The organism is Mycobacterium marinum, assembly GCF_003391395.1.
Lineage (GTDB): Bacteria > Actinomycetota > Actinomycetes > Mycobacteriales > Mycobacteriaceae > Mycobacterium > Mycobacterium marinum.
In genome coordinates, this window is the sequence record NZ_CP024190.1 from 41,662 (window position 1) to 62,138 (window position 20,477).

Consider the following 20,477-nt stretch of genomic DNA (forward strand, 5'->3'; position numbering starts at 1 on the left):
TTAAACGGGGTCGGTGATCGCGTCGTATTCGGGATGCTTGTCGAGGACCGTAACGACCATGGAGCACACCGGGACGATGCGCTTGCCCGCGGCTCGTGCGTCTTGCAGGGCTTCCTCCACGAGGATGGTCGCCAGGCCCCGTCCGCCGAACGCCGGATCGACTTCGGTGTGGTCGAAGACGCGCTGATCGCCGCGGTCGATGTAGGTGGCGAGTCCGACGGTTTGTCCTTCGACCGCGATCGTGTACTTGCCCGCCTCGGCGGTGATGGTGGTCTGCGCGCCGGTCTTGTCGGCAGTCATCGATGGTCCTCTCGGTTCGGTAGCGGTCTGGGCAGCAGCCGGGTGGTGGGCAGGGGCGGGGCGGGCAGTCGGGTGACCGAACCCTGGTAGCCGACAACCTCACCGAAGCGCGCGTCGGCGTCCTGCCACAGTTGGCGATAGCTCACGATCTCGTTGTGGTTGCGCCCGACGAAGTTCCACCACATCACCAATTCTTCGGCAAACGGTGTGCCGCCCAACAGCAGTAGTCGCGCCGGCTGTGCCCCGACGTTGCGCACGTGCACGGTGGTGTTATCCGGGCCCTGGTAGCCCAGATCGCCTGCCGCCAGCGCGGTCCCAGCCAATTCGAGATCGCCGACATCGCACAGCACCCCGTGTTCGAATGTCGGGTCGACTTCGATATCCAGCTCGGCATGGGCGTCCAGGTCGAGCTGGGCGCCAAGTAGCGGCGTGAAGGTATGTACCGGCGACCGCAAGCCGGCCAGCTCGCCGATGAACACCCGCGCTCGCGCACCGGGGAGTACCGCCGGTGCCGGCGCGTAGTGAGCAAAGTCGCGCCCGGTGTCGCGGGCGGAATCGGGCAGGGCCACCCACAGTTGGGCGCCATGTAGCACGCCGCTACCCACCGACACCTCGGAGTGACAGATGCCCGCGCCCGCGGTCATCAGGTTCAGCTCGCCGGGGCGGATCCGGGCATGGACCCCCGCGCTGTCCCGGTGCTCCACTTCCCCACTGAACAGCCAGCTGACCGTCTGCAGTCCGGTGTGCGGGTGGGGCGCCACATCCATGTGGGCCGAGACCGGGCCATAGTGGTCGACGAAACACCAGGCGCCGATCAGGGAACGTTGCCGCTGCGGAAGGGTGCGTTGCACCCGGATTGCACGCGGCCCACCCAGCGGCACTTCCCGCGGATGCAGCACCTCGATACCGGCACCGTGTGCGGCGCAGCAGGCTACCTCCGCTGGTGCGGTCTCCAGGTTGCTCATTGGTGCACCCTTCGTCGCGGGTGTGCTCGGGCGAGCTACCGCGACCCTACGCCGGTTCGGCGACCGGGCCGCCCCAGGTAGCGCGTGATCACGACGCGGCCCCACCGGTGGGGCTAGGCCGCTGTTTGGGGGCCCACCTGTGTGACCGGCAAATGCCACACCACCGCGGTCACGGGGACGGCATCGCGTTCGTTGCGCGCCAGCAGGGCGGTGTTTTCCGGGAGCTGTCGGGCATTGATCTCCCCCGCCGCGATTCGGCGCAAGACGTCATGAGCCTCAGCCAGCTGTCCGCGCTTGCGGTACTGGCCCCCGGGCAGCTTGACCCCAGCCCACACCCCGTACTCCTCGCGATGCTTGACGGCACGTTCGGCGCACAGACGTTGCTGGGCCAGCGGGCACCGGCGCAGGCACTGAATCCGCGCTTCGGTGGCGGAGCGCTCATAGGCGCGGGCCTTGGCGGCACCGTCGCCACTGTCGTCGTCGGGGTAGCCGAACCACAGTTCCGGGTTGGTGGCGCAAGGGTTGGACATCAGCCGGTCTCCTTCTCCGCTAAAACGTATGCGAAAGCGTATACGAAGATGCGCGATCCCGGCAAGAGAAGCGTGACAAAAACGTATATACACAGGGTGTCGTACCGGTCTGTGTAATATCCCGGCTATGGCCGGAGCTAGCGGTGAGCCGTGAATCGGCCGGTGCGGCTATCCGTGCCTTGCGTGAGTCACACGATTGGTCACTGGCCGACCTCGCGGCCGCGACCGGTGTCAGCATCATGGGCCTCAGCTATCTGGAACGAGGTGCCCGCAAGCCGCACAAAGGCACAGTTCAGAAGGTAGAAAACGGCCTCGGTTTGCCGCCGGGCACCTACTCGCGGCTGCTGGTCGCCGCCGATCCGGAGGCGGAACTAGCCCGGCTGCTCGCTGCCCGGCCGACCGAGACGGCCTCGCCTCGCCGCCCCGGCGTGGTGGTGGTCGACCGCCACAGTGACACCGATGTGCTGGAGGGATACGCCGAAGCCCAGCTGGATGCCCTCAGGTCGGTCATCGATAGATTGCCGGCGAGCACATCAAACGAATATGAGACGTATATTCTCTCTGTGGTCGCTCAGTGCGTGAAGGCCGAGATGCTGGCCGCCAGCTCATGGCGGGTGGCGGTCAACGCCGGCTCGGAGTCCAGCGCCCGACTCATGGAGCACCTGCAGGCGCTGGAGGCAACGCGCACCGCCCTGCTCGAGCGGATGCCGGCGAGCTTGAGCGCGCGCTTCGACCGGGCGTGCGCGCAATCGCAGTTACCGGACGCGGTCATCGCGGCACTGATCGGTGTCGATAGTGACGAACTGTGGGATATCCGCAACAGGGGGGTCATCCCGCCCGGAGCGCTCCCCCGGATTCGCGCCTTCGTCGATGGATCCACGGAGTCCTCCCAACAGCAGGATCGCGGCTGCGACGACGGCGAGGGGCAACGATGATTCCCACCGAAGTCGATGCGTTGCTTCGCGCCCATCAGATGTTCGTCGGCACTGGCGATCACCGGATGCCGGACGTGCACCCCCAACCGGGTGCGGAGCCGCTGTGGCGCGCCACCCTGCCCAACCCCGCGACGGATCAACCCCGCTATGGGTTCAGGGCAGCACGTGGCCGGGAAGTCCTAGCGGCTGCGACAAGAACCGATGCGGCGGTTGCCGCGGTGATTGCCGATGCGCATCGGGATCGCGAGCAGGCCCGGGAGTTGACCGGCAACGTCGTGAACCAGGCTCGGGCCGATGGTGTGGCACCGCCGGTGACGCCGTTGGCCCAGCGTGAGGCCATCCGTCGCCGGGTGGGCCGGCTGCGTGCCCAACGCGCGCATGTTCTGTGGGCGCACCGACGGGCGCGGCGCCGGTTGGCCGCCTTGCGCCTGCTGCGGTACCGGATGCTGCACCACCATGGGTCGAGGCAGCGGTTGTCGCCGATCAGCGGGCGCGCCGGAATCGCGGTGCGAGCGGCGTTGTCGCGGCTGGGCCGCCCCTACGTTTGGGGGGCCACCGGCCCGGACCGGTTCGACTGCTCTGGGCTGGTCCAATGGGCCTACGCGCAGGCGGGCGTGCACTTGGACCGCACCACCTACCAGCAGATCAACGACGGGATCGTGGTGTCGCGCTCGCAGATACGGCCCGGCGATCTGGTCTTCCCGCATCCGGGCCACGTGCAGCTGGCGATCGGCAACAATCTGGTGGTCGAGGCGCCGCACGCGGGCGCCTCGGTGCGGATCAGCCCATTGGGTAACCATGTGCAAATCCGGCGGCCGCTATGAACGGCGGCGAACCCAGGTCTGAGCAGGCCGGATCCGCGCTAGCCGCGATTCGGGCGCGGCAAGCCGAGCTGGCGCGCCAACACGACGTGCTCGGCGAGGCCGACCGTGCGCTGGCGGAGGCGCTCACCCGTGCGCACACGGTAATGCGCGACAGTGTCCGTCGCCTCGATGCGATCGGTGCAGAGATCGATGGCGCTGTGGCAGGCCAGGATTCGCTCGCCCTCGATACCCCGCTGGGGGCGCGTGAGTTTCAGAATTTCCTGCTCGCCAAGCAGCGCGAGATCGCAACCATCGTCGCCACCGCCCACGAGCTTGATCGCACGAAAAGTGCTGTGCTGGCGAGCTTGCGGGCACACTATGGCGAATCCGCGGGCTAGCCCGCCAGCCGGTTGTGCACAGACCAGGTGAGGTGAATTGTCGGCGCTGAGGCGCCTGGGTACTGTCACGCGACATGGGCGGATCGGAGCAGCGTGCGCAGTCGGGCGCGGCACGCGGAGCCGCCGCCGATGCCATCGCTGGCGCGGAAGTGGCTTTAGCACACCAGAATTCGATGAGCTCGCAGCTCGATCTGCAGGTGATCGCGGCTATCTTGAATGCGCACCTGACGGCGGTCGACGGAAGCGAGGCGCTCGACGAGCTGCAGCAAGAGACCGAAGCCGCAGTGCGGACCCGCTCGGATCTGGACACACCGGCCGGAGCCCGCGACTTCCAGCGCTTCCTGATCGGAAAGCTCAGAGATATCCGGGAGGTGGTCGCCACTGCGAGCCTCGATGACACCTCGAAAGCAACCCTGATGGCCGCATGGACGTCGCTGTACAACGCATCCAAGCAAGAGGCGAGTTCGCCCGGTGATGCGCCGACGGTCACCGAGCCCGCGGCGGGCACCGGTGCCGATGCGGACCGCGCGGCTGGGCTGATCTCGGGGGACCCGCTTTTGGACTCGCTGTTGTTCGACGACCCGGGTTTGGTAGCTGAGGCGCCGTTGCCGCAGGGCGCTGCGCCGTCGGGCGCGGCGACGGCGCCGGCGTTGCCGAGCATGCCCGGCCTGGGCGACGGATCGGGCGCTGCCACTCCGTCGGGTGCTGGTTCGGTCCCGAACTTGCCCGCGGGTCCGGCCTTGTCCGCAATCCCCCGGGCAATCGCATCACGCCTGGACGAGCTCGATGACCCCAGCCTCGACTCCCTTGCCCTGGATCCGGACGACTCAGACGACGAACCAGCTGATCTGGATGAGGACACCGACGGCGGTGGCGAAGACACGGAGCAACCGGCATCGTCGGGCGAGCCGCAACCGCTGCCCACCGGACCGACGAAGGTGACTCTGCCCAACGGGGACACGATCACCGCGGCAAGCCCTGAACTAGCCGCGGCGATCAACGCCACCGCGGGCGGTGCTGCCATCGCAGATGCGTTCCAGCAACAAGGCATTGCCATCCCCCCGCCCGGAACGCCGGTGAGTGACCCGATAGACCCGGCGCGACTCGCCGCCGGAGACATCGGCATGTTCACGGATCGGCACGCGCTTGCCCTCGGTGATGGCAACGCGTTTCTGGACGGGCAGATGCAACAGGTTTCCAGCATGGGCGGGCCGAACTTCCTAGGCTGGCAGCATCCGCCAACATCGACGACCGTCACGGCGCCGGCCCAGACCGGCGCCCCAACCCCAACCCGGCCGGCGACTACGCCGGTCGCCCCGCGATACTGAGCCCGCCGGCGGGACCCCGGCGCCATAACGAGGAGACAGCGGATGGCAGATCGAATCCATGTGGAGCCGGCGCACCTGCGCGAAGCCGCTGCCCATCACGAGCAAACCTCCGAATACCTGCGCAGCGTGCCGTCGTCGCATGCCGCGATACAGGAGAGCCTGAACTCATTGGGGCCGATCTTCAGTGAGCTGCGCGACGCCGGCCGCGATCTTCTCGAACTACGACGTCAGTGCTACGAGCAGCAGGCCGACGAGCATGCCGACATCGCGCAGAACCTACGGACCTCCGCGGCGATGTGGGACCAGCACGAGCAAGACGCGGCTCACGACTTCGGCGGCATCGTCGACAACGGTCGATGACCGACGCCAACCCCGCGTTCGACACCGTCCATCCCAGCGGGCACATCCTGGTCCGGTCCTGCCGGGGCGGTTACATGCACAGCGTGGCCTTGAGCGAGGGAGCGATGGAGACCGACGCCGCTGCGCTGGCCGAGGGAATTTTGCTGACGGCCGATGTCTCATGTCTGAAGGCTTTGCTAGAAGTGCGCGAAGAGATCGTTGCGGCCGGCCACACGCCATCGGCGGAGGTGCCGACCAACCGAGATCTCGACGTCGCCATCGAGCGACTGCTGGCCCACCAATTACGGCCGCGCCGCCGCTGATCGGCTAGAGCAGCCAGGGTTTGGCGGTATCGGGATCGGGTGCGATGTCGGTGGGTGGTTCGACGGGATTGGCGCCAAACAGTTCCCGCGCGCGGCTTAGCAGAGAACGCACCTCATCGAGTTGCTGCTGCAGCGCAGAATCAGCCATGGCCTCACGCTACCGAGGCCCGCTCGTCGGCACAATTCACCATCTGCGACGCCCCGTGAGGTGCCGGTACGCTGAGCCGATGGCGATTTTCGGGCGACGGACGGCGCGTCAGCGCCTCCGCAAAGCCGCCCAGGAATCCCTGGCCATCCCGGCGTTCAGCTCTCCGCCGGACTGCACCCCATGGGTGATCGGCGGGCTATGGCCCACCGAACTGTCGCGGGATGCGCCCGAAACTGCCACGCTGGCAGAGTATTTGGAAGCCGACCTGCAGCGTATCGCCGATTCCGCCAATGAGGAGCTGGCTAGCCTGCGCCACGCGGTAATGCTTGATTCGGACCGACGTGCCGCAGAGGCCAGGGTGATCGACGACGCCCGCGCGCGGGCGGTGCAACGAGTCGAGTCGGCACGGAATCAACTACGTGAAGGGGCGTCAACCGAGCCGCCCGTCGCACCACCAGACGTCGCCGATCCGAACGCGGCCGAACCGGGATCGCAACCGCAACCGCCGACAGCCGGGCGCCCCGACGCGGTCGATGCGGCCCGGGCAGCGGCTCGAGCTCCGGCACCTGCTGTGCCGGAGTCGGACGACCAGCGGCTGCGTCGACTGCTGATGTTCGTGGCCCGCCAGGAGCCTCGCCTGAACTGGGCGATTGGGCAACGGCCTGAAGGCACGGTGCTGGTCACCGACGTCGCCCACGGCTGGATACCTCCCGGGATTGCCCTTCCGCAGGGCGTCCGGTTGCTGCCCCCAAAGCGGCGCAGCGGCCGGCTCGCCGCACTGGTCGATGCGGCGACGGGTTTGCTGAGCTACAGCCCGGGCGATCCGCTGCCCTGGGCGGACGAAGACACCGCGACGAGATCCTCGGTGCGGCCGCGTGAGTTGCCGATGGCCGACAATGTGGCCCGAGAGCTCTGTGACGCTACCCGCAGCCGTGTCGGGTTGCCGAGGATGGCGCACGTACTTGCCAAGGCGGCTGATGCCGGGACGGCCGTGGTGGAAGACGAAATCGACCTTTTGCGAGTGCATCTCGACACCGCGCGGCACGAGGTTATGGCCCGCTACCCCAGCATCGATGGTGAGGTGTTGCTCAACTGCATGTTGTTGGCGGCCACCGCAAGCAGTGTCAGCGGCGACGCGGTGACGGCGAACTACCACCTGGCCTGGTTTCGGGAACTCAATGCGTGACCATTCGCCGATCGAATCGGCCACCGGTGCATACACGCTCGACGTCACGTTTGAATTGACGGTGGCTACAGCCGTGGACATACTGTCTTGGTGTCGGGGCCCGGCGGTCGCGCGGAATTGAGCGATAAAGACCTCGTTGAATCCGTCCTTCGCGAACTGAGCGAGGCGGCCGACAAATGGGAAGCACTTGTCGCGCAGGCGGAGAATGTCACCTACAGCGTGGACCTGGGAGATGTTCACGCTGTGGCCAATTCCGACGGCCGGTTGCTGAAGTTGACGCTGCATCCCGGCGTCATGACCGGCTACTCCCATGCTGAGCTGGCCGATCGATTGAACGTCGCCCTCGCCGCGCTGCGTGAAGAGGCGGAAGCCGAAAACGAGGCCCGCTACGGCGGGCCTTTGCAGTAACCGGCCGCTGGATTGTCTTGCGGTGCAATGAGTTCGAAATGGCCATCCGGTGGCTCGGCTAGATTTTCCGCACCACAGTCTCTTTCGCATCATCGGGGCGGCATCCGGGCTAGATTGGTGGACCATGACCTGGTTGACGATCGCCAAGGTGGCCTTGGTGGGCTTCCTGGTGATGGGCAGCGGCGTGTTGTTGTTCACCTTTGTGCGCAAGGCTCGACGTGGCGTCAGGCCGCCAACATCGGATCCCAATGCTTCGTCCTACTTGAACGCGGTGTTCGGGGGCGCGCCACCAACCCCGTTGCCCCAGTGGGCGCACCACGACGAGGCATTCGACGAGGACCCCGAGGGCGGCGACTCGCGCCACGGCGCCTAGCCGGCTAGGTCGCGCGTCAGGTTAGGGTCATCGCCCCTCGCCGGGAGGCCCGGCGAAGGCCTGCGCGATCTGTAGCCATTGCCGCGCATCCTCGCCGGTCGCGGTGAGGTGCAGGGAGCTCAACGGTCGCCGCTGGGTGACCAGGAAGCAGAAATCTTCGGCGGGCCCGGTGACCCGCTGGGCCGCATCGGCCGGTCCCCACGACCAGATGTCACCGCCGGGGCCGCGCAGTTCGACCAGGAACTGCTCGGTGGGCGGGGCCAGGTTGTTGACGAAGTAGGCGTAGTCGCGGGTGCGCACACCCAGGTGGGCAATCGAGCGCAGCCGGTCGGTGGCGGGCCGGGTGACACCGAGGGCGTCGGCGACATCAAGCCCGTGCGCCCAGGTCTCCATCAAGCGCGCGGTGGCCATTGACGCGGCGCTCATGGGGGGGCCGAACCACGGCAACTTGCGTCCGTCGGCAACATTGAGCAGCGCCTCATGCAGTCGGCCGCGGGTGAGCCGCCAATCGCTGAGCAGCTCCGCCAGCGGCAGCGCCGCAAGCTCCTCGGCGCCCTCGTCCACGAAGCCGGCCGGGTTGGCGGCCGCCGCGGTCAGTACGTCGGCGAACCCCGCCTCGTCGGTCACCGCGGTGAGTGCCACGCGATCGGTCCACAGCAGGTGCGCGATCTGGTGTGCGATGCTCCACCCCGGTGCCGGGGTCAGCTCGCTCCACCGCTGCGGTGCCAGCGGCGCCACCAGGGCGTCCAGGTCGTCGTTTTCTGCCTCCAGGTCAGCCACGATCGGGCCGGGACCCGCCATTGTCAACCTCCCTCAACGTTCGCGGCCGAACTGCGCCGGCCGACGATGCTGTGCACACAAAGTCCGATCAGATAGATCACCGAGCCGACCAACACAAAGACCGGCGCGCGCCCGTCGTCGGGAATCAAGGCCGCGGCCACGGTAACCGAGACGATATACGAGACCCAGAACAGCGCATCCTGCACGGCGAACACGTGTCCCCGCAGCGCGTCATCGACATCGATCTGCATCGCCGAGTCGGCGCACAGCTTGACCACCTGACCGGCCACTCCCAGCAGAAACCCGCAGACCACCATGACCGGGAGCAGCAGGCCCGCGCCGGCAAGCTGGATGACCGCGGCGGCGGCCAGGGCGCCATTTGTCGTGGCGTAGCGCCCCCAGCGCCTGATCAGGCCCGGGGTGAGCACGTTTGCCAGGAAGGCCCCGAGGCCGGTTGCGGCGAAGAACAGCAGTGCCGTGCCCAACCCTTCGACGTCCACGTCTCGCATGTGATGGACCAGCAGCAAGATCAGCAGGGAGTTGACGCCGACCACCATTCGGTGGGCCGCCAGACCGGACAGCGCGGCGGCCACCGTCGGGAGCTGGACGACCGTACGCACCCCGTGCATCCAGCCGGTGATAACCGCGTACACGGCCGATCCGTGAATCGCGCGCTTGGTGTCGTCGGGGCCGAGCACCCGGGGGGCGAACCGCAGGGCCAGCAGCAGTGAAATCGCGACCGGAATCATCGCGGTGAAAATGACCGCGGCGGCGCCATGATCACCGCCACCGGCCAGCCATCGGGGCAGCAACATGAAGTTGGCGCCCACAAACGCCGCGACCGCACCCGAGGCGGTGGCCACCGAATTCATCGTGACCACCTGCTCGCGCGGCACCACATGGGGCAACGACGCCGACAGCCCCGAGGCGACGAACCGGGCCAGACCATTGGCCAACAGCGCGACAAACAGCAGCAGCAGATCGCCCGCCTCAAACGCCAGAATGGTCCCGATCCCGGCAATGAGGATCAATCGACCGATATTGGCGCCGACGATCACCAAGCGCCGATCCCAACGGTCCATCAGCGCACCGGCAAACGGGCCCAGCAGGGAGTACGGCAAGAACAGCACCGCGAACGCGCGCGCAATGGCCATCGGATCGGCGGCGCGGTCCGGATTGAACAGCAAGGCCCCGGCCAGCCCCGCCTGAAAGAGGCCATCACCGAACTGGCTGGCGATGCGCACCTGAAGCAGCCGCCAAAAATCAGGCAGGCTCCTTACCGACCGCCACAATTCGACGGGTGCGCTGGCGTGCATCCGGCTGCGAATCACAGACCCCCACTTCCACGATCGAGCGAAGGTTAGCCCGATTTCGCATGGTGCGGACCCAACAACGCTACAAATATCTGCCGACAGTGCTCGTTTAACCCGGTGATGATGCTGTTAGTGCCGTGGTGTGAATGCCATGATGTTGGGGTGGCGCCGCAGGAAGATCCAGAAGACCATGTTGCGCCTGCCGCACAACGGGTGCGAGCGGGTACGTTGCTGCTGGCCAATACCGACCTGCTCGAGCCCACCTTCCGGCGCAGCGTCATCTATATCGTCGAGCACAACGACGGCGGGACGCTGGGTGTGGTGCTCAACCGGCCCAGCGAGACCGCCGTGCACAACGTTTTGCCGCAGTGGGCCAAGCTTGCGGCCAAGCCCAAGACGATGTTCATCGGCGGGCCGGTGAAGCGCGACGCTGCCCTGTGCCTGGCGACGTTGCGGGTCGGGGCCGATCCGGGTGAAGTGTCTGGTCTGCGCCATGTTGCCGGCCGGATCGTGATGGTCGATCTCGACGCCGACCCCGACCTGATCGCACCGCTGGTCGAAGGCGTGCGGATCTTTGCGGGCTATTCCGGGTGGACCATCGGGCAGCTCGAGGGCGAAATCGAACGCGATGACTGGATCGTGCTGTCGGCCTTGCCATCTGACGTTCTGGTACCGCCGCGGGCCGACTTGTGGGGCCGGACATTGCGACGGCAGCCTTGGCCGCTTTCGCTGCTGGCGACCCACCCGATCGACGTCAGCCGGAACTGAGGCTTTCCCCCCGCTCGTCGGGTTCGGCGACGGCGGGCAGGGCGGCCGAGTCGGCTTGGTCGACCACTTTTCTCCCCAGCTTGCTGGCGATCACCGCGCCCACCACGAGCTGCAACTGGTGATAGATCATCAACGGCAGCATGACCACGCCGGATATCGCCTCGGGGAACATCACCATCGCCATCGGCAGTCCGGACACCAGACTCTTCTGGGAACCACAGAACATCAGCACGACCGCGTTGTCGCGATTGAGGTGAGCGGCCCGTCCCAGCGCCGTGGTGATCCCCAAGGCCAGGGCGAGCAACAGCGCATCGAGGGCCACCACCGCCACCAAGTGCCACGCTTCGACCTCGGTCCATCCACCCGTCGCCACCCCGAGCGAGTAGGCCGCGTACACCAACAGCAGGATCGCGGCGCGATCGATCCAGCGCATCAGGCCTGGATGCCGTGCGTTGAGCGCACCGATCCAGCGCCTGGCCAGCTGCCCCAGCACAAACGGTACGAACAGTTGCAGCACAAAATCGGCCAGTGCGCTCTCTTCGGCCTGGGAGCCACCGCCGATGTCCATCAAGAACAGCACCAGTATCGGAGCGAGCAGCACACCGAGGATGTTGGACAACGACGCGCTGACTATCGCCGCCGACACGTGCCCACGCGCGATCGAGGTGAACAAGATCGCTGACTGCATCGTCGAGGAGACCAGGCACATGAACAGCAGTCCGCTGTGCAGCTCTTCGTCCATCCAGGACCGCACCAGCGCGCGGATGGCCAGCCCGAGGATCGGGAATATGAGGAATGTGGTGATCAGCACCAGCGCATGAAGGCGCCATTGGCGTAGCCCGTGCCAGGCCTGCTCGAGGGACAGCTTGCCGCCGTAGAGGAAAAACAACACGGAGACGGCCACCCGGGCGGCGATGATCACCGTGTCGCTGGCGGCACCGCGTGCCGGTAGCAGGACGGCGGCCAATACGCCCCCCAGCACCATCAGCAGCACTGGGTCTAACCGGATCCCCCGCTGCCGTGCCACCGGATGCTCAGTGGCAGGAGAGCGTACAACCAGCGCAGGAGCCGCTACAGGAGGCTTCGTCGGGAATCGCATCCACGCGGCTCAGCGCAAACCGTGCGCTCTGCCACGAACCGGCGGCCAGCGTGCCCAACGCGCCCGTGACGCACACGATCAACACCACCAAGGCGGTGTGCGGGGAGGCCGCGAGCGCCACCACCCCTCCGGCGCTCAACATGACCGCGGCCGCCAACTGGGTGGGTGCCATCGCTCGCAATGCCAGCTGAGTCGAGTCGGTGACATCGGCGCGGGCGAGTGACCACGCTCCGAATAGGGCGGACGCCGCCGCCGCACACATGCAGAGCACACCGGCGATCATCATGGAGTCACAATACGAGGTCGTGACCGAGTTCGCTTGATCAAGGGGCGATCGGATCAAACCCCCCGGGGTAATGGGTGTCGGGAGTCAGCGCGATGGGGCGGGCGCGGCGGCGACCGGCGGCGCCGCGGCTACTTGGCCCGGCACGGCCTGCAGCGCGGGCGTCAGATTGGGCGCGGGCGCCTGAGCCGGCGCCGTCGCGGCCGCCGGGTGATGAGGTATCGACACGGGTGCCTGAGCGGGTGCGACCGGCGACGCGGCCCGAGCCGGGGTCTGCGGCGCTACCGCAGCGGGTGCGCCCGCCCGGGCGGGTGTGTGACGGGCTGCCGTCGGGGCCGCCACCCGGAATCCATTGATGATCGCGTCGGTGGCGGGGGCATCGGCCACCGCCTGGGACTGCGCCGTGGTGACCGAGAGCGACACCAGGTAGTTCTCACTACCCGAGGTGGCGATGACGTGGCGCCGGGAGGTGTTCAGCGTCATGTCGTTTTCGCGGTAGGTGCCCTCGATGACCGACGACGGGAAGCCACCGAACTCGGCCATCGAGGCGTTGGTCGTCCGCCAGGCGAGCAAGTTCTGACTGTCCACAAAGCCATGGGAGATGGCCTCGGCGGGATCCAGATCGCCGACCAGCTTGTACACCACCACCTGCGCGTTGGATGTGTACACGCTGTTGCCGCCCACTCGGTCGGCGATCACGGCGAACGCGTCGGGCACGTTGGGGTCGGGCACCGACGTCCAGCGCGGGGGCATGGGCAGGGTGATCTCGAGTGCGTTGAACCCCTGCGGCCGCTGCGCCTCGAGCTTGACGCCCTTGCCGTTCAGGTAGTCGCGCACGGTCCCGGTGGCGGCGGGTGTTATCGCAGGGGCCACCGGCGCCGCGACGGGCAGCTGCCCGGCGGCGGGGACTTGCCCGGCGGCGGGCATTTGTCCGGTGGCGGGGATGGCGGCCGGTACCGGCGCGCCCGTCGCGGCCGGAACCTGCATCGGGGCGGGCACCTGCGCGGGAGCCGGGGCGAACCGGTTGGTGATGCTCCCGGGGGAGGCATTGAGGTTCTGGACGGGGGGAACCGCCGCTTGGGCGGGAGCCGGTGCGGGCGACGGGGGCTGCGGATAGAGCGGGTCGGCCGACGCCGTGCCGCTCGCGACGAGTGTGACGCCGACGAAGCCGGCGGCCATGCACCCTGCGAACCCTCGCCAAGTGCGCGCGATGTGGATCATTTGCGTCGGTCCCTCCGAAACTATTCGGGCGGCGCTGCCCGCTACCGAAGCTGAATGTAACTAGCTGGCGGCGGCAGCTACCAGGACCGACACAGACCTGGGATGAACATCTGATCGGTGTGCAACGCAACCGAGACCAACCCGTGGCCGTGGGCTACGGGCCAGCCGCTGCAAAGCCGCCCTTATACCCTGTTGGGCGTGACCGAATCGCCGACCACGACACCTGGCAGCACGTCCGGTGCCCCCTCTGGTGTCCCCTCCGGTGTTAACGACGCGGAATCCGACGCTCCGCGGCATCGCTACACCGCCGAGCTAGCGGCCGGTGTGGAGCGGACCTGGCAGCAGAACTGGGCCCGCCTGGGCACGTTCAACGTGCCCAACCCGGTTGGATCGCTCGCACCGTCGGACGGTTCCCCGGTGCCCGCGGACAAGCTGTTCGTCCAGGACATGTTTCCCTATCCATCCGGGGAGGGCCTGCACGTCGGGCACCCGTTGGGCTACATCGCCACCGACGTGTTCGCCCGCTATCACCGGATGAAGGGCCGCAACGTGCTGCATGCGTTGGGGTTCGACGCCTTCGGTCTGCCGGCCGAGCAGTATGCCGTGCAAACCGGCACCCACCCACGGACCAGGACCGAGGCCAACGTCGTCAACTTCCGGCGCCAGCTGGGCCGGCTGGGGCTGGGCCACGACAGCCGGCGGAGCTTCTCCACCACCGACGTCGAGTTCTACAAGTGGACCCAGTGGATCTTCCTGCAGATCTACAACGCGTGGTTCGACGCGGCAGCCAACAAGGCTCGCCCGATATCGGAGTTGGTCGCAGAGTTTGATTCCGGGGCCAGAAGTGTTGCCGACGGCCGGGACTGGTCCACGCTGTCGGCGGGGGAGCGGGCCGACGTGATCGATGACCACCGGTTGGTCTACCGGGCGGATTCGATGGTGAATTGGTGTCCTGGACTGGGCACGGTGCTGGCCAACGAGGAAGTGACATCCGATGGCCGCAGCGACCGCGGCAACTTCCCCGTATTTCGCAAGCGGCTTCGGCAATGGATGATGCGGATCACCGCATACTCCGATCGGCTGCTCGACGACCTCGATGTGCTGGACTGGCCGGACCAGGTCAAGACCATGCAGCGCAATTGGATCGGGCGCTCGACGGGTGCCTCCGCGCTCTTTACGGCGACCAGGTCCAACGGTGAGGCGGTCGGTCTCGAAGTGTTCACCACTCGCCCCGACACCCTGTTCGGTGCCACCTATCTGGTTCTGGCCCCCGAACACGACCTGGTCGACGATCTGGTTGGGGCCGCGTGGCCAGCCGGTGTGGACCCGCTGTGGACCGGTGGTGGTGCCACGCCGGCCGAGGCCGTGGCCGCCTACCGTCGCGCTATCGCGGCCAAGTCCGACCTCGAGCGTCAGGAAAGCAAAGAGAAGACCGGCGTCTTCCTGGGTAGTCACGCGATCAATCCCGCCACTGGCCAGCCGGTGCCGATATTCATTGCCGACTACGTGCTGGCCGGCTACGGCACCGGGGCCATCATGGCAGTTCCGGGCCATGATCAGCGGGACTGGGATTTCGCGAGAGCACTGGGTCTTCCGGTGGTCGAAGTCATTGCCGGCGGCGATATTTCGCAGGCCGCCTACACCGGCGACGGCGTCCTGGTGAACTCGGGATTCCTCGACGGCATGAGCGTGGGGGAGGCAAAGCAGGCCATCACCGCTCGGCTGGAGTCCGACGGCCATGGCCAGGCCCGCATCGAATTCAAGCTGCGTGACTGGCTTTTCGCGCGTCAGCGGTATTGGGGTGAACCATTCCCGATCGTGTACGACGCGGATGGACGCCCGCACGCACTTGCTGAGTCTGCGCTTCCCGTCGAACTGCCCGATGTACCGGACTATTCGCCGGTGCTTTTCGACCCCGACGATGCGAACAGCGAGCCGTCGCCGCCGTTGGCCAAGGCGACCGAGTGGGTGCACGTCGAGTTGGACCTCGGCGATGGGCTCAAGCCGTACAGCCGCGACACCAACGTGATGCCGCAGTGGGCGGGCAGCTCCTGGTACGAGCTGCGTTATACCGATCCGCATAACGTAGATCGGTTCTGCGCCAAGGAAAATGAGACGTACTGGATGGGGCCGAGGCCGGCCGAACACGGCCCGGACGACCCGGGTGGCGTCGACTTGTACGTCGGTGGCGCCGAGCACGCGGTGCTGCATCTGCTCTATGCCAGGTTCTGGCACAAGGTGTTGTACGACTTGGGCCACGTGAGCTCTCGCGAGCCCTACCGTAAGCTGATCAACCAGGGCTACATTCAGGCCTTCGCCTATACCGACGCGCGTGGATCCTACGTACCTGCCGAAGAGGTCATCGAACGTGGCGGCGGGTTTGTGTATCCCGGTGCCGACGGCGAGATCGAGGTCTTTCAGGAATTCGGGAAAATCGGTAAGAGCCTGAAGAATTCGATATCGCCCGACGAGATCTGCGACGACTATGGCGCTGACACCCTGCGGGTGTACGAGATGTCGATGGGCCCTCTCGAGGCTTCACGCCCGTGGGCGACCAAAGACGTTATCGGCGCGTATCGCTTCTTGCAGCGGGTGTGGCGGCTGGTGATCGACGAAAACACCGGCGAGATCCTGGTGGCTGATACGCCCGCTGAGTTGGACACCGACACGCTGCGGGCGCTGCACCGGGCTATCGCCGGGGTGGCTGAAGACTATGCGGCACTGAGAAATAACACCGCGGTCGCCAAGCTGATCGAGTACACCAACTTCCTCACCAAGCGCCATCGCGATGCCGTGCCCCGAGCCGCCATCGAGCCGCTGGTGCTGATGGTGGCCCCGCTGGCCCCGCACATGGCCGAAGAGTTGTGGCAGCGGCTGGGTCACACCACTTCGTTGGCGCACGGACCATTCCCGGCAGCCGATCCGGCCTATCTGATCGACGACACCGTCGAATATCCGGTTCAGGTCAACGGCAAAGTGCGGGGCCGGGTTGTGGTGGCCGCCGACGCGGATGATGATGCGGTCAAAGCCGCCGCCCTAGCCGATGAGAAGGTGCAGGCGTTCCTGGCGGGCGCAAGCCCGCGGAAGGTAATCGTGGTCGCCGGCCGTCTGGTGAATCTTGTTGTTTGACCGCGATTCCAAACCCGGGGTGGGTGTCCTCAGCGGGGTCGGATGACCACTTCGTGGACGTGACCGTCCGGTGGCGTGGCTACCACATTGGCCACCACCGCGGCGACCGTGTCGGCGCGCATGAATCTTGCGGGATCGTAGGTACCGCCTTCGAAATCGACTAGTTCCCTCTGCATGTCGGTGTCAGTGCGGCCGGGATAGACGGTCGTTACGCGAACCGTGGGCTCATCGGTGCGCAACGAATCAGCAAATGCCCGTAAGGCGAATTTACTGGCCGAATAGGATGCCATCCCGGCGGAAACGTTGCGCCCGGCCCCGGAGTTGATGAAGACAACCTGGCCGCGGGCACTTCGCAGCGCCGGCAGCAGCGCCAGCGTAAGAGCAACGGCACCAAAGAGATTGACGTTGAAGGTGGCGCGCCATTCGTCGACGTGCGAATCGCCGAAATGCCCCGGGATGGAGAGCCCGGCATTGTGCACCAGTACGTCGAGTTCGTCGACGATCTCGCAGCTGGTTTCGATCGACTCGTCATCAGTGAGGTCCAGCGGAAACGTAGTGGCGCCGAACTGATCTGCCACAGCGTCGAGTTGGGCGGAAGGCCGGCCGGCCAGCAACAGGGTGTGCGTCGGCGCCAATGCGGCAGCGATCGCAGCACCGATGCCGCGGCTGGCGCCGGTGATGAGTGCAGTTGGCATGGGTCTAGCTGACACCAATCCGTTTATCGGTCAATTACTTTCATCCCCGCCCGGGCGTGGCGGCGTCGTCCTCCGGGGCATTGGCGGGTTCGCCGCAGGCCAAGCGTTCGAGCGGGATCAGAGCCGTCATCAGGGTTTCGAGGTCGGAGTGGGGGAGTTGGTCGAGCATCGCGGCCAGGGCTGCGTGCCGGTTGGCCAGCGACTCGGCGTGAACGGAGCGTCCTTGCGGGGTGATGTCGACAAGCACCGCCCGCAAGTCCGATGGGTCGCGCGAGCGCTTCACCAGTCCGATCTTCTCCAGGCGACGGATCGCCACGGTGGTGGTGGGAGTTCGCACCCGCTCATGCGCGGCCAAGTCGGTCATCCGGATGGGACCCCGATCGAGTAGGGTAACCAGAATCGATAATTGCGCCAACGTCAATTCGCCGGCGACCACTCCGTTAGGGTCGCCCCGGCGCAGTATCGAAAACAACTTGGATAACGCGCGGTGCAGACCCTCGGCCAGTTCCGTCACCTCGGGCGCGGCTGATTCGCTATCCGCCATAATTCGGCAGTCTAACCCGACATCTGGCCAGCGGTAGAGGCGATCTAGCCGGCCTGTCAAAGTACTTGAGCGAGAAACCGCTGCAGCCGTTCGGTGCGCGCGGCCTCGAATAGCTGCTCTGGGGGACCGGCTTCGACCACCGTCCCGTGGTCCATGAACACCACGGCATCCGAGGTTGAGCGGGCGAAACCCATTTCATGGGTGACCACGACCATGGTCATCCCGTCGGCGCCCAAGTCGGCGATCAGCGCCAAGACGCCCTTGACCATCTCTGGGTCCAGCGCCGAGGTTGCCTCGTCAAAGAACATCACCTGTGGGGCCATCGCGAGGGCACGCGCGATCGCAACGCGTTGTTGCTGCCCCCCGGACAACATGTCTGGGCGTGCATTGGCCTTGTGTTTCAGGCCAACTCGGTCTAGTTGGTCCAATGCGAGCACTCGCGCTTCTTCGTTGGATAGTCCGCGTAGCTTGCGTGGCGCCAGCGTGACGTTGTCGACAACGTTGCGGTGCGGGAACAGGTTGAAGTGCTGGAACACCATGCCGATGCGCTGCCGAAGGTCGTTGGGGTTGTCGCGCAATACCGATCGCCCGTCTAACAGGATGTCTCCGCTGTCGGGCTCGTGCAGGCGGTTCAAGGTGCGAAGCAGCGTCGACTTGCCTGACCCGGACGGACCGATCACCGCCGCGGTGGTACCCGCGGGGACCTCCAAATCGACGCCACGCAGCACCATGCTGCCGCCCAGCGTTTGGTGAATACTCCTGGCCGCCAGACAAACCGGCTGTCGACCTGCATCCTGGTGGGTCACGTCATCTCCTCACCGATGGTGGAGCTGACGACTCCGGGGGGATCCTCCGGATCGAGGCGGCGGCGACCGCGGCGAAGCCGCGCGTCGATGTAGTTCACCAGATGCGTCAGCGGAACGGTCAACATCAGGTAGAAGATGCCCGCGGCCACCAGCGGCGACAGGTTGCCGGTTTGGGCGTTGAGGTCGCGCCCGACCTGGAACAGTTCACGCTGTTGAGCGATCAGGCCAAGGAAGTACACCAGGGCAGAGGCCTTCAGCAACGCGATGAATTGATTGACCAGTGCGGGCAGCACCCGTCGCACCCCCTGGGGCACCACCACCAGCCGCATGGCCGCCGAGTAGCTGAAACCCAGCGCGCGGGAGGCCTCGAGTTGACCGGGGTCAACACTTTGGATTCCCGAACGCAGAATCTCACCGACATAGGCGCCGGCCATCAACCCCAGCGCCGCGATGCCCAACGGGTAGGGATTGTTGTTGGTCAATCCGCCCACGATGGGCCCGACGCCCAACCCGATGATCAGGATGATCACCACCTCGGGCAGGCCGCGGAAAATGTCGGTGTAGACCCTGGCGGGCCAGCGCAGCCAGCGCTGGTGTGAGATTCCAGCGATCGCCAGCGCCATGCCGAGCGTCAGCCCGATGATGCTGGCGCTGAGGGTCAGGATCAACGTGTTGGGCAGCCCGGTCTTGAGCAACGTCGGGATGGCTTGCCGATACATGTCCCAGTCGAAGAAGGAGTCCCGCAACTGGGTCAGGGCCGATTTCGGTGCGGCCGGCCCCACCGGCTTGTGCCGATGGGTTGCGGCAATGGCTGTGAAATCGGGCAGGGTGGGCGCGGCGACGGCCCGAGAACCCGGCTTCCAGCCCGGCGGCAGGGTGCGGGGCACCCACTTGCTGTACAGCTGGGACCAGGTGCCGTCCGCGATGACGGCGTCCAGCCCCGAGTTGAGGGCATCGAGCAACGGCCGATTGTCTCTGGCCACCACATAGGCCACAAAGTCCCCCGCGCCGAACGTGTTCGCCACGAGCACGGCGGGATCGCCGGGCCGGATCGCCGCCTCGGCCTGATTGCCCGGTGCCACCCAGGCGTCGATCTGGTGGGTCTTGAGGTTGCCGTACACGGTGGCAAAGTCGGGGTACTTCACCGGTTGCAGATGCAGGCTGTTCACCACATAGGACTCTTCGACGGTGCCCTGAACCACGCCGATGCGTTGCCCCGGCGCCAGGTCACTGAACTTGGTTATTGCCGAACCCGGGGGCACCACCAGCGAGTAGTAGCCGAAGTCGTAGCCGTTGGTGAAGGCGACCGTGCGTCGCCTCGCCTCGGTCAATTTGACCGATGCAGAGCCAACGTCGAAGCGTCGCGCCGCCACCTGGGCCAGCAGGCCGGAGAAGTCGGTGCCAACAAAGCGGACCTGCAGGCCCAGCTTGGCTGCGATGGCGCGCAAGAGTTCGTTATCGAAGCCGGTGAACTGCCCGGTGGAGTTGATGCAGGTGTTGGGCGGAGCGTCGGACAGGGTGCCCGCCGTCAAGACTCCGGGCGTGCCTAGCCCCAGGTCGCCAATGTTCACCGAACTCAGCGGCACAACCCCCGCGGTGGTCTGGACGTCTTCGTCCGAGCCGGCAGTCGTCGCACTGGACAGATCGGCGGGCAGGACCATGGCACTGTCCACACCGGCCGGTGCGCACTGATTGTGGTCCGCCAGGGCGGGCGCCGCCAGCGCCAAGCCCAACACGATCAGGATCGTCGCGGACACCGCAAGCATTCTCTTCCCGCCGCGAGCACCGGGATGCACGGTTGAA

General features: G+C 66.5%; 24 protein-coding genes. 11 read left to right on the top strand and 13 right to left on the bottom strand.

Features of this window, described 5'->3' with window-relative positions; translation table 11 throughout:
* The 3 genes from CCUG20998_RS00205 to CCUG20998_RS00215 all read right to left on the bottom strand — a co-directional run bounded on the left by CCUG20998_RS00205 (position 1) and on the right by CCUG20998_RS00215 (position 1,795).
* Positions 1–300, bottom strand: coding sequence for a GNAT family N-acetyltransferase (locus CCUG20998_RS00205; protein ID WP_020731208.1), 300 nt, complete (start codon positions 298–300; stop codon positions 1–3).
* On the bottom strand, positions 297–1,265 hold the full coding sequence (locus CCUG20998_RS00210; protein ID WP_020731209.1) for a pirin family protein: 969 nt from the start codon (positions 1,263–1,265) through the stop codon (positions 297–299). The genes CCUG20998_RS00205 and CCUG20998_RS00210 overlap by 4 nt, the downstream gene beginning before the upstream one ends.
* Positions 1,266–1,378: 113 nt before the next feature.
* Positions 1,379–1,795, bottom strand: a complete 417-nt coding sequence (locus CCUG20998_RS00215) for a WhiB family transcriptional regulator (protein ID WP_012392048.1) — start codon at positions 1,793–1,795, stop codon at positions 1,379–1,381.
* A 143-nt stretch (positions 1,796–1,938) separates the two neighbouring features.
* On the opposite strand from CCUG20998_RS00215, the gene CCUG20998_RS00220 reads away from it, so the two are divergent.
* The 6 genes from CCUG20998_RS00220 to CCUG20998_RS00245 all read left to right on the top strand — a co-directional run bounded on the left by CCUG20998_RS00220 (position 1,939) and on the right by CCUG20998_RS00245 (position 5,921).
* A complete protein-coding gene (locus CCUG20998_RS00220; RefSeq protein ID WP_020731210.1) occupies positions 1,939–2,730 on the top strand; it encodes a helix-turn-helix domain-containing protein in 792 nt (263 codons plus the stop codon).
* Positions 2,727–3,554, top strand: a complete 828-nt coding sequence (locus tag CCUG20998_RS00225) for a C40 family peptidase (protein WP_020731211.1) — start codon at positions 2,727–2,729, stop codon at positions 3,552–3,554. Before CCUG20998_RS00220 ends, CCUG20998_RS00225 begins: the two co-directional genes overlap by 4 nt.
* A complete protein-coding gene (locus tag CCUG20998_RS00230; protein ID WP_020731212.1) occupies positions 3,551–3,931 on the top strand; it encodes a DUF4226 domain-containing protein in 381 nt (126 codons plus the stop codon). The genes CCUG20998_RS00225 and CCUG20998_RS00230 overlap by 4 nt, the downstream gene beginning before the upstream one ends.
* A gap of 74 nt (positions 3,932–4,005) precedes the next feature.
* Entirely contained in the window at positions 4,006–5,259 is a 1,254-nt protein-coding gene (locus tag CCUG20998_RS00235) for a DUF4226 domain-containing protein (protein WP_020731213.1), read from the top strand.
* 42 nt (positions 5,260–5,301) lie between these two features.
* Positions 5,302–5,619, top strand: a complete 318-nt coding sequence (locus CCUG20998_RS00240) for an ESX-1 secretion-associated protein (RefSeq protein WP_020731214.1) — start codon at positions 5,302–5,304, stop codon at positions 5,617–5,619.
* Entirely contained in the window at positions 5,616–5,921 is a 306-nt protein-coding gene (locus CCUG20998_RS00245) for a DUF2694 family protein (protein ID WP_020731215.1), read from the top strand. The genes CCUG20998_RS00240 and CCUG20998_RS00245 overlap by 4 nt, the downstream gene beginning before the upstream one ends.
* Before the next feature lie 4 nt (positions 5,922–5,925).
* Here CCUG20998_RS00245 and CCUG20998_RS27740 read toward each other — a convergent pair whose 3' ends face one another.
* Positions 5,926–6,069 carry a hypothetical protein gene (locus tag CCUG20998_RS27740; protein ID WP_020727578.1) on the bottom strand — a complete coding sequence of 48 codons (144 nt, stop codon included), beginning with the start codon at positions 6,067–6,069 and terminating at the stop codon, positions 5,926–5,928.
* Between the two features lie 79 nt (positions 6,070–6,148).
* Between CCUG20998_RS27740 and CCUG20998_RS00250 the strand changes: the two genes are divergently transcribed.
* The 3 genes from CCUG20998_RS00250 (at position 6,149) to CCUG20998_RS00260 (ending at position 8,036) form a co-directional block, all read left to right on the top strand.
* The gene (locus tag CCUG20998_RS00250; RefSeq protein WP_020731216.1) at positions 6,149–7,255 is read left to right on the top strand and encodes a DUF5631 domain-containing protein; all 1,107 of its coding nucleotides are present in this window, start codon (positions 6,149–6,151) and stop codon (positions 7,253–7,255) included.
* An 87-nt stretch (positions 7,256–7,342) separates the two neighbouring features.
* Positions 7,343–7,663 carry a DUF2710 family protein gene (locus CCUG20998_RS00255; protein ID WP_099052605.1) on the top strand — a complete coding sequence of 107 codons (321 nt, stop codon included), beginning with the start codon at positions 7,343–7,345 and terminating at the stop codon, positions 7,661–7,663.
* A 124-nt stretch (positions 7,664–7,787) separates the two neighbouring features.
* Entirely contained in the window at positions 7,788–8,036 is a 249-nt protein-coding gene (locus tag CCUG20998_RS00260; protein ID WP_020731219.1) for a hypothetical protein, read from the top strand.
* A 27-nt stretch (positions 8,037–8,063) separates the two neighbouring features.
* Here CCUG20998_RS00260 and CCUG20998_RS00265 read toward each other — a convergent pair whose 3' ends face one another.
* Together CCUG20998_RS00265 and CCUG20998_RS00270 are read right to left on the bottom strand one after the other, a co-directional pair.
* Positions 8,064–8,837 carry a TIGR03084 family metal-binding protein gene (locus CCUG20998_RS00265; RefSeq protein ID WP_020731220.1) on the bottom strand — a complete coding sequence of 258 codons (774 nt, stop codon included), beginning with the start codon at positions 8,835–8,837 and terminating at the stop codon, positions 8,064–8,066.
* Between the two features lie 2 nt (positions 8,838–8,839).
* Positions 8,840–10,132 (bottom strand): MFS transporter, encoded by a 1,293-nt coding sequence (locus CCUG20998_RS00270; RefSeq protein ID WP_012392059.1) that lies wholly within the window; start codon positions 10,130–10,132, stop codon positions 8,840–8,842.
* Positions 10,133–10,252: 120 nt separating this feature from the next.
* On the opposite strand from CCUG20998_RS00270, the gene CCUG20998_RS00275 reads away from it, so the two are divergent.
* The gene (locus CCUG20998_RS00275; protein WP_099052677.1) at positions 10,253–10,897 is read left to right on the top strand and encodes a YqgE/AlgH family protein; all 645 of its coding nucleotides are present in this window, start codon (positions 10,253–10,255) and stop codon (positions 10,895–10,897) included.
* On the opposite strand, the gene CCUG20998_RS00280 is transcribed toward CCUG20998_RS00275, so the two are convergent.
* The 3 genes from CCUG20998_RS00280 to CCUG20998_RS00290 all read right to left on the bottom strand — a co-directional run bounded on the left by CCUG20998_RS00280 (position 10,884) and on the right by CCUG20998_RS00290 (position 13,500).
* Entirely contained in the window at positions 10,884–11,924 is a 1,041-nt protein-coding gene (locus CCUG20998_RS00280) for a bile acid:sodium symporter family protein (RefSeq protein ID WP_231389805.1), read from the bottom strand. The genes CCUG20998_RS00275 and CCUG20998_RS00280 overlap by 14 nt on opposite strands.
* Before the next feature lie 7 nt (positions 11,925–11,931).
* A complete protein-coding gene (locus CCUG20998_RS00285) occupies positions 11,932–12,282 on the bottom strand; it encodes a hypothetical protein (protein WP_020731224.1) in 351 nt (116 codons plus the stop codon).
* A gap of 84 nt (positions 12,283–12,366) precedes the next feature.
* Positions 12,367–13,500 carry an LpqN/LpqT family lipoprotein gene (locus tag CCUG20998_RS00290; protein WP_020731225.1) on the bottom strand — a complete coding sequence of 378 codons (1,134 nt, stop codon included), beginning with the start codon at positions 13,498–13,500 and terminating at the stop codon, positions 12,367–12,369.
* Between the two features lie 198 nt (positions 13,501–13,698).
* Between CCUG20998_RS00290 and leuS the strand changes: the two genes are divergently transcribed.
* Positions 13,699–16,629: a leucine--tRNA ligase gene (leuS, locus tag CCUG20998_RS00295; RefSeq protein WP_020731226.1), complete on the top strand. Its 2,931-nt coding sequence runs from the start codon at positions 13,699–13,701 to the stop codon at positions 16,627–16,629.
* Between the two features lie 29 nt (positions 16,630–16,658).
* Here the strand turns inward: leuS and CCUG20998_RS00300 are convergent, their stop codons facing one another.
* From CCUG20998_RS00300 to CCUG20998_RS00315, 4 genes are all read right to left on the bottom strand, one after another.
* Entirely contained in the window at positions 16,659–17,324 is a 666-nt protein-coding gene (locus CCUG20998_RS00300) for an SDR family oxidoreductase (protein WP_020731227.1), read from the bottom strand.
* 40 nt (positions 17,325–17,364) lie between these two features.
* Complete coding sequence (locus CCUG20998_RS00305) at positions 17,365–17,868, bottom strand: MarR family winged helix-turn-helix transcriptional regulator (protein ID WP_036456846.1); 504 nt, start codon at positions 17,866–17,868, stop codon at positions 17,365–17,367.
* Positions 17,869–17,924: 56 nt separating this feature from the next.
* On the bottom strand, positions 17,925–18,599 hold the full coding sequence (locus CCUG20998_RS00310; protein WP_231389832.1) for an amino acid ABC transporter ATP-binding protein: 675 nt from the start codon (positions 18,597–18,599) through the stop codon (positions 17,925–17,927).
* Positions 18,600–18,670: 71 nt separating this feature from the next.
* A complete protein-coding gene (locus tag CCUG20998_RS00315; protein ID WP_020731230.1) occupies positions 18,671–20,440 on the bottom strand; it encodes an ABC transporter substrate-binding protein/permease in 1,770 nt (589 codons plus the stop codon).
* Positions 20,441–20,477 lie beyond the last annotated feature (37 nt).